14 protein-coding genes and 1 pseudogene are annotated in these 14,018 nt (G+C 63.6%); 12 read left to right on the forward strand and 3 right to left on the reverse strand.

What is annotated here, in order from left to right; genetic code table 11:
* The first annotated feature begins 18 nt into the window (after positions 1–18).
* The 12 genes from ahcY (at position 19) to PCE31107_RS01800 (ending at position 11,617) form a co-directional block, all read left to right on the forward strand.
* Positions 19–1,434, forward strand: a complete 1,416-nt coding sequence (gene ahcY / locus PCE31107_RS01745; protein ID WP_130024579.1) for an adenosylhomocysteinase — start codon at positions 19–21, stop codon at positions 1,432–1,434.
* A gap of 176 nt (positions 1,435–1,610) precedes the next feature.
* The gene (locus PCE31107_RS01750) at positions 1,611–1,970 is read left to right on the forward strand and encodes a phage holin family protein (protein WP_017234007.1); all 360 of its coding nucleotides are present in this window, start codon (positions 1,611–1,613) and stop codon (positions 1,968–1,970) included.
* 47 nt (positions 1,971–2,017) lie between these two features.
* A complete protein-coding gene (locus tag PCE31107_RS01755; protein WP_150606111.1) occupies positions 2,018–2,857 on the forward strand; it encodes a TlyA family RNA methyltransferase in 840 nt (279 codons plus the stop codon).
* Positions 2,858–2,883: 26 nt separating this feature from the next.
* Positions 2,884–3,714 carry a methylenetetrahydrofolate reductase [NAD(P)H] gene (gene metF / locus PCE31107_RS01760; protein WP_017234009.1) on the forward strand — a complete coding sequence of 277 codons (831 nt, stop codon included), beginning with the start codon at positions 2,884–2,886 and terminating at the stop codon, positions 3,712–3,714.
* 205 nt (positions 3,715–3,919) lie between these two features.
* Complete coding sequence (locus PCE31107_RS01765) at positions 3,920–5,560, forward strand: ABC transporter substrate-binding protein (protein WP_150606112.1); 1,641 nt, start codon at positions 3,920–3,922, stop codon at positions 5,558–5,560.
* A gap of 230 nt (positions 5,561–5,790) precedes the next feature.
* Entirely contained in the window at positions 5,791–6,795 is a 1,005-nt protein-coding gene (locus tag PCE31107_RS01770; RefSeq protein WP_017234011.1) for an ABC transporter permease subunit, read from the forward strand.
* A gap of 12 nt (positions 6,796–6,807) precedes the next feature.
* Positions 6,808–7,728, forward strand: a complete 921-nt coding sequence (locus PCE31107_RS01775) for an ABC transporter permease subunit (protein WP_130024583.1) — start codon at positions 6,808–6,810, stop codon at positions 7,726–7,728.
* Positions 7,725–8,729 (forward strand): ABC transporter ATP-binding protein, encoded by a 1,005-nt coding sequence (locus PCE31107_RS01780; RefSeq protein ID WP_150606114.1) that lies wholly within the window; start codon positions 7,725–7,727, stop codon positions 8,727–8,729. Before PCE31107_RS01775 ends, PCE31107_RS01780 begins: the two co-directional genes overlap by 4 nt.
* Complete coding sequence (locus PCE31107_RS01785; RefSeq protein WP_246181682.1) at positions 8,726–9,772, forward strand: peptide ABC transporter ATP-binding protein; 1,047 nt, start codon at positions 8,726–8,728, stop codon at positions 9,770–9,772. The genes PCE31107_RS01780 and PCE31107_RS01785 overlap by 4 nt, the downstream gene beginning before the upstream one ends.
* A gap of 32 nt (positions 9,773–9,804) precedes the next feature.
* A complete protein-coding gene (locus PCE31107_RS01790) occupies positions 9,805–10,770 on the forward strand; it encodes a TraB/GumN family protein (RefSeq protein ID WP_150606116.1) in 966 nt (321 codons plus the stop codon).
* 146 nt (positions 10,771–10,916) lie between these two features.
* The gene (locus PCE31107_RS01795) at positions 10,917–11,318 is read left to right on the forward strand and encodes a hypothetical protein (protein WP_150606118.1); all 402 of its coding nucleotides are present in this window, start codon (positions 10,917–10,919) and stop codon (positions 11,316–11,318) included.
* Positions 11,315–11,617, forward strand: coding sequence for a type II toxin-antitoxin system RelE/ParE family toxin (locus PCE31107_RS01800; protein ID WP_165385220.1), 303 nt, complete (start codon positions 11,315–11,317; stop codon positions 11,615–11,617). Before PCE31107_RS01795 ends, PCE31107_RS01800 begins: the two co-directional genes overlap by 4 nt.
* A gap of 32 nt (positions 11,618–11,649) precedes the next feature.
* On the opposite strand, the gene ureG is transcribed toward PCE31107_RS01800, so the two are convergent.
* The 3 genes and pseudogenes from ureG to ureE all read right to left on the reverse strand — a co-directional run.
* Positions 11,650–12,288 carry an urease accessory protein UreG gene (ureG, locus tag PCE31107_RS01805; RefSeq protein ID WP_150606120.1) on the reverse strand — a complete coding sequence of 213 codons (639 nt, stop codon included), beginning with the start codon at positions 12,286–12,288 and terminating at the stop codon, positions 11,650–11,652.
* Between the two features lie 82 nt (positions 12,289–12,370).
* Complete coding sequence (locus tag PCE31107_RS01810) at positions 12,371–13,096, reverse strand: urease accessory protein UreF (protein WP_150606122.1); 726 nt, start codon at positions 13,094–13,096, stop codon at positions 12,371–12,373.
* Positions 13,097–13,301: 205 nt separating this feature from the next.
* Positions 13,302–14,015: pseudogene (gene ureE, locus PCE31107_RS23585) on the reverse strand (urease accessory protein UreE); the annotation flags it as partial.
* Positions 14,016–14,018: the final 3 nt, after the last annotated feature.

The raw sequence follows: 14,018 nt of genomic DNA on the forward strand, positions 1-14,018 counted from the left end.
TTAGAGAAAGGAGGCGTGATGAACGCCGTAGTCGATTCAAAATTCTCCGATTTCCATGTTGCCGATATCAAATTGGCCGATTGGGGCCGCAAAGAGCTGACCATCGCCGAGAGCGAGATGCCGGGTCTGGTGGCCACGCGGGCCGAATTCAAGGCCAGCCAGCCGCTCAAGGGCGCGCGCATCGCCGGCTCGCTGCACATGACGATCCAGACGGGCGTGCTCATCGAGACGCTCACCGCCCTGGGCGCCGAAGTGCGCTGGGCCTCGTGCAATATCTTCTCGACGCAGGATCACGCCGCGGCGGCCATCGCCGCCGCCGGGATCCCCGTGTTCGCCTTCAAGGGTGAGTCGCTCGACGAATACTGGGAATACAGCCACCGCATCTTCGAATGGCCGAACGGCGAGTTCGCCAACATGATTCTCGACGACGGCGGCGACGCCACGCTGCTGCTGATTCTGGGCAGCAAGGCCGAGAAGGATCTGTCGGTCGTCGGCAATCCGACCAACGAGGAAGAAGTCGCGCTGTACGCATCGATCAAGCGCCACATCGCCATCGATCCGCAGTGGTACAGCAAGCGCCTGGCGCAGATCCAGGGCGTGACCGAAGAAACCACCACGGGCGTGCACCGTTTGTATCAGATGGAGAAGGACGGCACGCTGCCGTTCCCGGCCATCAACGTGAACGACTCGGTCACCAAGTCGAAGTTCGACAACCTGTACGGCTGCCGCGAGTCGCTGGTCGACGGTATCAAGCGCGCGACCGACGTGATGATCGCCGGCAAGATCGCCCTCGTGGCGGGCTACGGCGACGTGGGCAAGGGCTGCGCGCAAAGCCTGCGCGGTCTGGGCGCCACGGTGTGGGTCACGGAAATCGATCCGATCTGCGCGTTGCAGGCCGCGATGGAAGGCTACCGCGTGGTGACGATGGAATACGCCGCCGACAAGGCCGACATCTTCGTGACGGCCACGGGCAACTTCCACGTGATCGATCACGACCACATGGCGGCCATGAAGCACCAGGCCATCGTGTGCAACATCGGTCACTTCGATTCGGAGATCAATGTGGCGTCGACCCGCAAGTACGAGTGGGAAAACATCAAGCCGCAGGTCGATCACATCATCTTCCCGGACGGCAAGCGCATCATCCTGCTGGCGGAAGGCCGCCTCGTGAACCTGGGCTGCGCCACGGGCCACCCGTCGTTCGTGATGAGCAACTCGTTCACCAATCAGACGCTCGCGCAAATCGAGTTGTTCGTGCATGGCGACAAGTACAAGAACAGCGTGTACGTGCTGCCCAAGCATTTGGACGAGAAGGTCGCGCGCCTGCACCTGGGACGTATCGGCGCCGAATTGACGGTGCTCACCGACGATCAGGCAAACTACATCAGCGTTGACAAGAACGGTCCGTTCAAGCCGGCGCACTACCGTTATTGATCGGTAGCGATCGCTACCCATCAATAACGTGTCTTGCCGACCGTCGCCAGTGCGCTGCAAGGCACGGGTGACGGGCAGCGGTTTTGCGCGGCGGCATCGTACGCCGCCGCGTTGGGTTTTGTCACTGCCGGTGCCGGGACTGACCTCCCGCATCGGCCTGTTCTTCGGAGCTTGCCATGCGTCTGCTGCTGATTTGGCTCATCAATGCCATCGCACTTCTCGTTTTGCCGCACGTTGTGTCAGGCATTCAGCTCAAGGGCATCGGGACGGCCCTGGTCGTTGCGATCGTGCTCGGTCTGATCAACGCGTTTCTCCGGCCGTTGCTCGTCGTGCTGACGTTGCCGGTCACGGTGCTCACGCTCGGGTTGTTCATCTTCGTGATCAACGCGCTGTTGTTCTGGCTGGCGGCGCATGTCGTCAAGGGCTTTGAAGTCTCGGGCTTCTGGGCGGCGCTCTTCGGCTCGCTGCTGTACAGCCTGATCTCGTGGATTCTGTCGGCGCTGGTGTTCGGCGGCGACCGCGCTACCAACGTGTAACGGTCGACGCGTCGTCGTCGACCTTGTATTGCAGGAAATTCGCTGTCATGTCGCAAGCCCTTCGTGCCGATCAAGCCCTCGTCGCCCGAGGCTTGGCCGCATCGCGCACCGCCGCGCAACGTCTGATCGATGCCGCACGTGTTTATTACGCGGGTACCGAAACGGCCGTGAAGAAAGCCAGCGAGGTCGTGGCGAGCGACGAGGATCTGGAAGTGCGTGCCGCCGCCGACGGCTTGCCCGGCGAGGACCGCTACGTGTCGCGCGGCGGGCTGAAGCTGGCCGGTGCGCTGGCGCAAACGGGGCTCGACGTCACCGGCCGCGTTGCGCTCGACGTCGGGTTGTCGACCGGCGGCTTTGCCGACTGCCTCTTGCAGGCGGGGGCGACGCGGGTGGTCGGGGTCGACGTCGGTCACGGGCAACTGCATCAACGTCTGGCGCGCGAGCCGCGGCTCGTATCGCTCGAAGGGATCAACGCGCGGCATCTGTCGCGTGAGGCGCTCGATGCGCGCCTGGCGCAGCAGGCGGTGGGGGGCGGCGCACAGGGCGAACAGGCGTCGACGATGGCGGCTGTCCCGGAGGCAGGCTTTGACCTGATCGTCGGGGATGTGTCGTTCATTTCGCTCACACTGGTGTTGCCGGCCGTGGCGCCGCTGCTGGGCGCGACCGGCGATTTGCTGATGCTGGTCAAACCGCAGTTCGAAGTGGGGCGTGAGCACATTGGCCGCGGCGGCCTGGTGCGAGATGCCGCGCAATATGCGCAAGTGGAGACAAAAATCCGCGCCGCCTGTGAGACGCTGGGACTGACGGTAGCCGCATGGCTCGACAGTCCTATCGCTGGCGGTGACGGCAACCGGGAGTTCTTCGTGCACGCGACGCGCGCGGCATGAACGACTCTCTCGATAAAAGAACGATCATGACGCAACCTTCCTTCAGTTTCGAATTCTTCCCGCCCAAGACGGCGGAGGGCGCGGAGAAGCTGCGCGCCACGCGCCAGCAACTCTTCCCGCTCGGTCCCAAGTTTGTCTCGGTGACGTTCGGTGCCGGCGGCTCCACGCAGCAGGGTACGCTCGATACGGTTGTCGAAATCCAACGCGAAGGCGTGGAGGCGGCCCCCCACCTTTCTTGCGTCGGTTCGACCAAGGACAACATCCGCGAGATTCTGCAGACGTATCGCCAACACGGCATCCGCCACATCGTGGCGCTGCGCGGCGATCTGCCGTCGGGGATGGGGGAAATCGGCGAGTTTCGTTACGCGTCGGAGCTGGTCGAGTTCATTCGTGCCGAAACCGGCGAATGGTTCCACATCGAGGTGGCGGCCTACCCGGAGTACCATCCGCAGGCGAAGTCGCCGCGCCTGGACCTCGAGCATTTCGCCCACAAGGTGAAGGCGGGGGCGAATGCGGCCATCACGCAATACTTCTTCAATGCGGATGCCTATTTCCGTTTCGTCGACGATGCATCGCGTCTCGGTGTCGACGTGCCGATCGTGCCGGGGATCATGCCGATCACGAACTATTCGCAGATGATGCGTTTCTCGGAGATGTGCGGTGCCGAAGTGCCGCGTTGGATTGCCAAGCGTCTCGAAGGCTTTGGCGACGACCGCGACTCGATTCGCGCCTTCGGGCTCGACGTGGTGACGGCGCTATGCGAACGGCTGCTCGCGCAGGGCGTGCCCGGGTTGCACTTCTATACCCTCAATGCGGCGTCGGCTACCAAGGCGATGTGGCAGCGACTCGGCCTGTAACGAGTAGCGAAATCGTTTGCCAACCGGTAGGGCGGATGGGAAGTCAATTCTAATCACAATTCAGTGATTTCCTAATCAAAAACACCACAAATAGGCGGTTTGCTAGGGATTTGGCGTGTTGTAGCACGGGGGAAGCTTCAGTAATATCCCCGGTAGGCTCGGCGACAGACCGTTGCCGGGCATCACACCCGATCCCGAGGAGCCTATGAAACAGACTCACACCCTGCGTTTGCTTTTGGCTGCGACGTTGCTTGCCGGTGTGGCCGTGATCCGGCCCGCCGCAGCTGTCGAAATCCCGAACAAGACCCTCGTATATTGCTCCGAGGGCAGCCCGGCCGGCTTCGATCCGGGCCAGCTCACCACCGGCACCGATTTCGATCCTGCCGACGCCATCTACAATCGCTTGATCGCGTTCAAGGCGGGCGAGACGGGCGTGATGCCCTCACTCGCGGAGTCGTGGGACATCTCGCCGGACAACAAGATCTACACGTTCCATCTGCGCAAGGGCGTCAAGTTCCACACCACGGAGTACTTCAAACCGACGCGTGATTTCAACGCCGAGGATGTGAAGTTCACCTTTGATCGCATGGGCGATCGCGACATGCCCTTCCGCAAGGCCTATCCGACGGAGTTTCCGTATTTCGTCGACATGGGGCTGCAGGCTGATATCGACCACATCGAGGTCGTTGATCCGTACACCGTTCGCTTCGTGCTGAAGAAGGTCGACGCCCCGTTCCTTCAGAACCTGGCGATGCCGTTCGCATCGATCCTCTCGAAGGAGTACGCCGACAAGTTGCTCGCGGTGAACAACGCTCGCGATATCGCGCTCAAGCCGGTCGGTACCGGGCCGTTCATCTTCCGCAGCTATACGAAAGACGCCACGCTGCGCTTCGATGGCAACAAGGAATACTGGAACACGAGTCTGCCGCCGAAGGTCAGCAAGCTGATCTTCGCGATCACGACCGACGCCAACGTTCGCATTCAGAAGCTCAAGCGCAACGAATGCCAGATCACGACCTACCCGCGCCCGGCCGATGTCGATGCGATCAAGGCCGAGATCGCGGCGCAGGGCAAGGCGTCGAAGCTCAAGATGCCGGACCAGGTCGGCTTCAACCTCGGCTACGTGGCGTACAACGTGCAGAAGAAGCCGCTCGATCGTGTGGAAGTGCGCCAGGCACTCGACATGGCGATCAACAAGAAGGCGATTCTCCAGTCCGTCTATGGCTCGGCCGGTCAGTTGTCGAACGGCGCACCGATGCCGCCGACGCAGTGGTCCTACGACAAGAACATCAAGTCGGCCGGCTACGACCCGGAGAAAGCCCGTGCGCTGCTTGAGAAGGCGGGCGTGAAGAACATGGAAATCACGCTGTGGGCCATGCCGGTGCAACGTCCGTATAACCCGAACGGCAAGCTCATGGCCGAGATGATTCAGGCCGACTGGGCGAAGATCGGCGTGAAGGCCAATATCGTCACGTACGAGTGGGGTGAGTACATCAAGCGCGCCAAGGCGGGTGAGCACGACGCGTTGCTCATTGGCTGGACCGGCGACAACGGCGATCCGGACAATTGGCTCGGCGTATTGCTCGGCTGCGATTCGGTCAACGGCAACAACTTCTCGAAGTGGTGCTACAAGCCGTTCGACGATCTCATCAAGCAAGCACGCCAGACCACGGACGTCGCCTTGCGCACGAAGCTCTACACGCAGGCACAGGAGATCTTCGCGCAACAACTGCCGTTCTCGCCCATCGCGCACTCCACGCAGTACAAGCCGATGGCCACGAACGTGAAGGGCTTCAAGCTGAGCCCGTTCGGCCGCAACAGCTTCATTGGCGTATCGCTGGAGTAAGGCACCCGGCGTGGCGCGTTGATGACCGCATCCGGCTGACGCCGGGTGTCGGTCGCTACCTGTCGCCATCCGTCGTCATCCCGGTATCACGCAGGCAGACTCGGCCGCCGCGCCCGAGTCCGCCTGCCGCAACAGGACAAAGGATCGTCCATGATTGATTCACGCGGCATAGCGCCATCCGTCCCCGCACAGGGGATGGGCGGTGCGCGAAGCCCCCACGGAAACCTCCTATGCTGAGATTCGTCATGAGACGACTGGGCATGGTGATCCCGACGTTCATCGGCATCACTGTCCTGGCGTTCGCGCTCATTCACCTGATTCCCGGCGATCCGATCGAAGTGCTCGTGGGCGAGCGAAATCTCGACCCTGTCATGCATGCCGAGGCGATGAAGCGCCTGGGTCTCGATCAGCCGCTCACCACGCAATATTTCGTCTATCTGAAGCACGCGGCGCAAGGCGACCTCGGGCGCTCCATCGTCACCAACGAGGGGGTGCTTCACGAGTTCTTCGCCCGCTTTCCCGCGACGCTCGAACTTGCCCTGTGCGCAATGATCTTCGCGCTCGCCGTCGGCTTGCCGGCCGGCGTGGCGGCGTCGCTGCGGCGCGGCAAAATGCTCGACCACACCACGATGGGCGCGGCCCTCACGGGCTACTCCATGCCGATTTTCTGGTGGGGCCTGCTGCTCATCATGTTCTTCTCCGTCTACCTGCAATGGACGCCCGTGTCCGGCCGCATTGGCGTGGAGTACGATGTGCCGCACGTTACCGGCTTCATGCTCATCGACACATTGCTCTCGGGCGACGAAGGGGCGTTCAGTTCCGCGGTGAGTCATCTGATTCTGCCCACCATTGTGCTCGGCACCGTGCCGCTCGCGGTGATTGCCCGCATGACGCGCTCGGCCATGCTCGAAGTGCTTCGCGAGGACTACATCCGTACGGCGCGTGCGAAGGGACTCTCGCCGTGGCGCGTGATCGTCGTGCATGCGTTGCGCAACGCGCTGATTCCGGTCATCACCGTGATCGGTCTGCAAGTCGGCGCGCTGCTCGCCGGTGCGGTGCTGACCGAGAACGTGTTCTCGTGGCCCGGCATCGGCAAATGGCTGATCGATGCCATTCTGCGACGCGACTATCCGGTGGTGCAGGGCGGCATTTTGCTCATCGCAACGGGCGTGATCCTGGTCAACCTGCTGGTCGACGTGCTTTATGGCGTCGTCAACCCGCGCATCCGGCATTGAGGAACGTCAATCATGAGCGATACACCGGCTACGCTGCCGTCCCCCGCCGCCGTGACGGCCACGCCTCGTGGGCGTTTGTTCCGGGAGTTCCTGCGCAGCTTCACCGCGAACCGTGGTGCAACGGCCGCGGCCATCGTGCTGTTGTCGATGTTCGTGGCGGCGATTTTCGCGCCATGGATCGCGCCGCACAGCCCCATCGAGCAATATCGCGACTTCGTGAAGATTCCGCCCGCCTGGTTCGACGGCGGCAACCTTCAGTTCCTGCTCGGGACCGACGAGGCAGGCCGCGACATTCTCTCGCGTCTGATCTATGGCGCACGCCTGTCGTTCTGGATCGGCCTGTCGTCGGTGGTGCTCTCGCTGATTCCGGGCATTCTGCTGGGGCTGCTGGCGGCGTTCTTTCCACGTTGGCTCGACACGCCGATCATGCGGTTGATGGACATGATGATGGCGTTGCCGTCGCTGTTGCTGGCCGTGGCCGTGGTCGCCGTGATCGGCCCGGGCCTCGCCAACACGACCATTGCCATCGCGATCGTGACGTTGCCGGCGTATGTGCGTTTGACGCGCGCGGCGGCGATCGGCGAGTTGCAGCGCGAATATGTCATTGCCTCGCGCATGGCCGGGGCGGGGACGTTGCGACTGATGTTCTCGACGGTGTTGCCGAACTGCGCGGCGCCGCTCATCGTGCAGGCGACGCTGAGTTTTTCGGTGGCCATTCTCGATGCGGCGGCGCTCGGCTTTCTCGGCTTGGGCGTGCAGCCGCCGCTCGCCGAGTGGGGCTCGATGCTCGCCTCCGCACGCGACTACATGGAAAGTGCCTGGTGGATTGTGACGCTGCCGGGACTTGCGATCGTCATCTCGGTGCTCGCCATCAACCTGGTCGGCGACGGCCTGCGCGACGCACTTGACCCCAAACTGAAGCGAATCGCATGAGCCTGCTCTCCATTCGAAATCTTTCGGTCGACTTCGACGGCGCACGCGCCGTCGAGGCCATCGACCTCGACGTCGGCCAGGGTGAGATTCTTGGCGTGGTCGGCGAATCCGGTTCGGGCAAGAGCGTGACGATGCTCGCGCTCATGGGGCTGGTCGACGCGCCAGGCCGCGTACGCGCCGACGAAGTACGCTTCGACGGACGCGATCTGCTGCGCGCGTCGGCGCGCGAGCGGCGCGGCATCGTCGGCCGCGACGTGTCGATGATCTTTCAGGACGCGCTTTCCAGCCTGAATCCGAGCTACACCGTTGGCTATCAGATCGCTGAGGTGTTGCGCCGCCACATGGGGCTGCGCGGACGTGCGTTGCACGATCGCGTCGTCGAGTTGCTGGAGCAGGTCGAAATTCCCGATGCCGCGAACCGGGTCGGCGCGTATCCGCATCAACTCTCCGGCGGAATGAACCAGCGGGTGATGATTGCGATGGCGATTGCCTGTCGCCCGAAGCTGCTCATTGCCGACGAGCCGACCACTGCGCTCGACGTCACCATCCAGGCGCAGATCATGGCCTTGCTGCTGCAATTGCAGAAGGATCACGGCATGGCGCTCGTGCTGATATCCCATGATCTCGCCGTGGTGGCCGAAGTCGCGCACCGGGTGGCCGTCATGTATGCGGGGCAGGTGATCGAAAACCAGCAGGTGCCGGCGCTGTTCGATGCCCCGCATCATCCCTACACGGAGGCGTTGCTCGCAGCGATTCCCGAGCACAACCGGGGCGTGCGGCGACTGCGTACGTTGCCGGGCATGGTGCCGGGGCGCGACGATCGGCCGACGGGCTGTCTGCTTTCGCCGCGTTGTCCGTATGCCGACGACCATTGCCGCACGGTGCCCCCGGCGTTGAAGCCCTACGTCGGGCCGAACGCGTCGGGCTCGCCCCAGGTGCGATGCTTCAAGCCGCTACCGCATGCGGTGGCGGACGAACGGACGACAGGAGGAGCGCAATGAGTGAAACCGTTTTCGCGACACCTCCGGGAGTGCCGCAGGCCCCGGCCGCACATGAAGCTGGCCGCGACGGCAGCCGCGTGGTGCTCGCCGCCCACGATTTGACGCGTTTCTACACCGTCAATCGTGGCTTCATGCGCCCACAGGCCACGGTCAAGGCACTCAACGGCGTGTCGTTCTCGCTGGCCGCCGGTCGTACGCTGGCCGTGGTCGGCGAGTCGGGGTGCGGCAAATCGACGCTGGCGCGGGTGCTGACGTTGATCGAAGCGCCGACGTCCGGCAGACTCGTGGTCGACGCGACCGAGACCACGGCGGCGTCGGCGGGGGCGCTGGCGCCGCTGCGCACGCGGATCCAGATGGTGTTCCAGAACCCGTATGCGTCGCTCAACCCTCGCAAGACGGTGGGGCAGGCGCTCGACGAGCCGCTGTCCATCAACACCTCGGCGAGCCGTGCCGAACGCGGCGAGACGATCGCGGCGATGATGCGCACGGTGGGGCTGCGTCCGGAACATGTGGCGCGCTATCCGCACATGTTCTCTGGCGGGCAGCGGCAGCGGGTGGCGATCGCCCGGGCGATGATCCTGTCGCCGGCCATCGTGGTCGCGGACGAGCCAGTTTCGGCCCTGGATGTCTCAATTCAGGCACAGATCCTGAATCTTTTCATGGATTTGCAGGACCGATACGCGACGAGTTACGTATTCGTGTCGCATAATCTCGCCGTGGTCGAGCATGTGGCCGACGACGTCATGGTGATGTATCTCGGCCGGGCGGTCGAACACGGCCCCAAGGCCGCCGTGTTCGGCAAGCCGCTGCATCCGTACACCAAGGCGCTGATGTCGGCGACGCCGGCGATCAAGGCCGCCGAGCGGCGCGTGAAGATGGCGCTGACCGGCGAGTTGCCCTCGCCGCTGCGGCCACCGCCGGGGTGTGCGTTTGCGCCGCGCTGTCCGTACGCGATAGACCGTTGCCGCGAAGAAGTGCCGCAACTGCGCAAGCTCGACGAGCGTCTGGTGGCGTGCCATCGGGTTGAAGACATTGAGGGATGACGAGATTGGGTGGACCACCACGCGCGACGCATGTGAGTCGGGGCGCTGCATTGGCCGGCTGGCTGCTCGGTTGCCTGCTGATGACGTTCGCCATCACGCTGGACGCGGCGTCGATCGTAACGCCGCAAGCCGTGGCGCCGCGAACGTTGCCGCTGGTCGTGCCCGAGCCGGGCGAATCGCCGCCCGGCGCCAATCTCCCGTTCTACGAAGCCCGCAAGGGCGACATGACCATCTACGTGATGGGCACCCTGCACGTCGGCAAGCCGGACGACTACCCGTTTCGCAAAGTCGTGGTCGATGCGCTGCGCGTGTCGTCGGTGGTGGCGTTCGAGTTGTCGCCCGACGACCTGACGATGTCCCAGGACGACGTGCAGAAGTACGGCATGTGCTCACGCGCCTGTCTGCCGAGGCTGATCCCGGGGCCGCTGTGGCGTAAGCTGCGCGCGCGTCTCAAGGGCAATCCGGCGATGCTGGCCGAGATTCGTCACATGCGCCCCTGGCTGGCGGCGCTGCTCGTCGAGACGCTGGATTCGATGGGGGCCGATCTGCAAACGGAGTACGGCACCGAGAACCAGTTGGAGAATATCTATCGCGGTCGCATCGTCGGTCTCGAATCGCTGGCGGAGCAGATGGATGCCTTCACCGGACTGTCGTCGGCCCAGCAGAACGAACTACTGGCGCAGGAGTTGGTGCTCACACCCAAAACGGCAACGGCGCAGGTCGAGGAGTTGCATCGCCTGTGGCGGGCCGGGGATGCCGAGCTGGTGTTCGACTGGTCGCAGAGCAAGGCGGCACAGGTGAGGCGCAACGTGGCACTGGCCGATGCCATCGACGAGCGCATTCTGTACTCGCGCAATCGACGTTTTCTGGCGCGCATGCTGTTTCTGGCGGACCCGGGCAAGCCGGTCTTCGTCGCCATCGGCACGCTCCATCTCGGCGGCCCGCATGGGGTGCTGCAACTGCTGCGGGAGCATGGATTTTCCGTGACGCAGCGGTAGTCTGAAACGGACCTGAGACAGGCGGGCGATCCGGCTAGGAATCGCCCGAGAAACAATCCCACCCGATTGACTCCCCCATCCCTGACGATTAATTTGGTCACACTCGTGTGAATGGCCCCCCGCCCAAATCCTTGTCAGGAGTCACGATGCCAATTGTCGATCAAAGCGCCGATCTTGCCGCGCGCCAAGCGCCGGTGCATGCCATTCCCTCCACGTCTTTCGAGCCGTCTGAGCCCGTTGAGCCCAAAGAGCATTACGCGCTCAGCGTTGAAGAAGAAGCGCAGATTCTCTACGACGCAACGATCCGTGGACTTGCCGACGTGGCCGCCGGCCGCAAGCTGCCCAGCGAGGTCGTGAAGACCGGATGCTCCGTCGACCTCAATGAAGCGTATTTCGAGTTCCCGCATGACCCCAGCGAGATCCACGTCGACGAGTTTGTGGGCATCCTACTGGGGCTGCGGGACGCCGACGCCGGGCGCACGGTACCTGATGAGGTGGTCAGCGCCCAGTTCGCCGAATATCGCCGGAGGCTGTTGGATTCGCTGTGAGTGTGACGATTCGTTGGTCGGAATATGCCCTGCGCGAACGCGTTATCCTCTGGAACCAGTTGTCGAATGCCAGCCCCAGCGCAGCCTTGAACCTGAATGTGTCCGTGGAGCGCGCGCTTAGGCATCTGCGGTGTTTTCCGGCGATGGGGCGTCCGCACAGGGCGGGGAACACCCGGGTGTTGGTGCCCCATAAACGCTACAAACTCATCTATCGATTAAAGGAGAACGCGGTCACCATCCTGTCATTACACAACGTCAGTCGTCCCTGGCCGCCCAGGGACTACCCGTTCCACGACTGACGTATCCCCGGCCGGCGGCTTCGTGCATGACCTCAAGCCAGCATCCCCCGCGCCTCGATAAAACGGATGATCTCCTGAAGGCCTTTGCCTTCCCTCATGTTCCCCATGACGAACGGACGCATGCCGCGCATCTTTTGCGTATCCGCACGCATGATGTCCAGCGATGCGCCGACGTAGGGGGCAAGGTCGGTCTTGTTGATGACGAGGAGATCGGACTTGGTGATGCCGGGGCCGCCCTTGCGCGGTATCTTCTCGCCACCGGCCACATCGATCACGTAGATCGTGAGATCCGAGAGTTCGGGACTGAACGTGGCGGCGAGGTTGTCGCCGCCCGATTCGATGAAGACCACATCGGCGTCGGGAAAGCGTTCGAGCATGCGCTCGACCGCTTCGAGGTTGATCGACGCATCTTCCCGGATGGCCGTATGCGGGCACCCGCCCGTCTCGACACCGAGAATGCGCTCGGGCGCCAGCGCGCCGGCCACCGTGAGCAGGCGCTGGTCTTCCTTCGTATAGATGTCGTTGGTGATGACGACGAGATCGTAGCGCTCGCGCATGGCTTTGCAGAGCATCTCGGTCAGGGTGGTCTTGCCGGAGCCGACCGGGCCTCCGATGCCGACACGCAGCGGCGGATTCTTTTTGGTGCGACGGGTGTTGGCAGATGTCGTCATGGCGAATGTCGTGGGCGGCGGAGAAAAAGGGAGGTGACGAAATAGCGAAATGACGGAAATTGAAGACGCGACGTACCGCGTCTCACGAACGGAACAGGCGTGAATACTGTGTCTCGTGACGCGACGCGAGAATGGCGAGCGCCGGGGAAAACGTATTGATCTGGTCGTCAGGTAACGATGCGGCTCGATGCGCGGCATCGACCACACGAGGACGCAATGCCACGATCACACGTTGCGCGGCCAATTGTCCGAGCGGCACGGCCTTGAGCGCGCCGGCCACCTGATTCTCAAGCCAACTGAACGCGTAAGCGACGAGCGTGTCCAGCAGCGGAGCGCCATGCGTCAGCGCCGCGAAGGCGAAGGCCGTCGGCAACGCGATCGGACGCAGCGAGGACAGGTGTTCGCGCTGTATCGGATCCCCCCATTCGAGGGAGATCGCCAGTTGCGTGAGTGACCAGCCCATCTGCTCAGTTTCCGCACGCAACTCGGCCGCCTCGCGCGTGGCGAGTAGCCAATCGTTCGCACGGGCGATCGACGCGACATCGCCGGCTTGCCAGTGGCGCCACTGTCTGGCGAGCAGGGCCATCTCGCCGGTCGTGAACACGCCGTCGAGCTGGCTGGCAATCCAGCGCTCGGCGCTCGGGGCATCGTGAATGATGCCGTGTTCGACCGCGGCTTCAAGCCCTTGTGAATAGCTGAACGCGCCGATGGGCAGCGCCGGGGAGGCGAGATGCAGCAGCGCCGCGAGCGACTGCAGCGACGCGGCGGCAACCGTTTCAGTGAGCGGTCTGGCCAGACTTGCCGTCATTGGTCGAACTCACAGAAAGAGGTGCATCGTCCGGTGCGCGGGCATGATCATGCACGCCATCTGGGCCGTGCGCATGGACATGGTCGCGATGAACGTCGTGGGCGTGTGAGTGCGCGCAATCAGCCCCATGCACGTGAGCCGGCGAGTGATCACAATCGGGGGCGTGCACGTGACTTGGCGAGTGGGCGCAATCGGGGCCATGCACGTGAGCCGGCGAGTGATCGTGATGGCACCCCGGGCCGTGAACATGACCGTGGTCGTGGTCGTGGTTGTGATCGTGCGAATGCGCGTGCCCATGCCCATGCCCTTGATCTTGGTCGTGGTCATGACCCTGGTCGTGCGAATGGCCATGGTGCTCATGGAACACGCGCTGGGCGAGCGCCATGTCCTCGGCAAAGGTCGCGTCATGACCGTGCTTGTGCCCACCGCCATAAGCGCCCGCTTCCGGTTCGAACGGCATCAGCGCTTCGGCCACATCGACATCCAGTCGCAGCAACATGTCGCGTAGCACCGGGTCGTACTCGAGCTTAAGATAGCCATCGCCCACTTCGACAGGCGTGTGCCGATTGCCGAGATGGTATGCCGCGCGGGTCAGCGCGAGCGGCGTGGCGGCCGTTACGAGCAGCACCGTCTCCGGGGCGGCTTCCACGCGAATGAGGCCGCCGTCGTCGGCCACGAGGCCATCACCGCCACGCAGCACAGTGCCGCGCGGCAGGAACAGGGCGACGTCTTCGCCGGTCTCCAGCGTGGCGCGCAGGCGGCTCTTGCTGCGCGCATCGAACGGCAGCACGAGCGCCGGGGCACGCCGCATGAGCGGCGCAGCCAGGCGTCCGGCCTCGAGGCGCTTCTCGACGCGACGAAGCGTCGTCGAAGGGGCGGCGTTGTCCGCCGAGGGGGGCGATTCGGGGGCTTGCGACATAGG

This window comes from Pandoraea cepalis (assembly GCF_902459625.1).
In the GTDB taxonomy this organism is placed as follows: Bacteria; Pseudomonadota; Gammaproteobacteria; order Burkholderiales; family Burkholderiaceae; genus Pandoraea; species Pandoraea cepalis.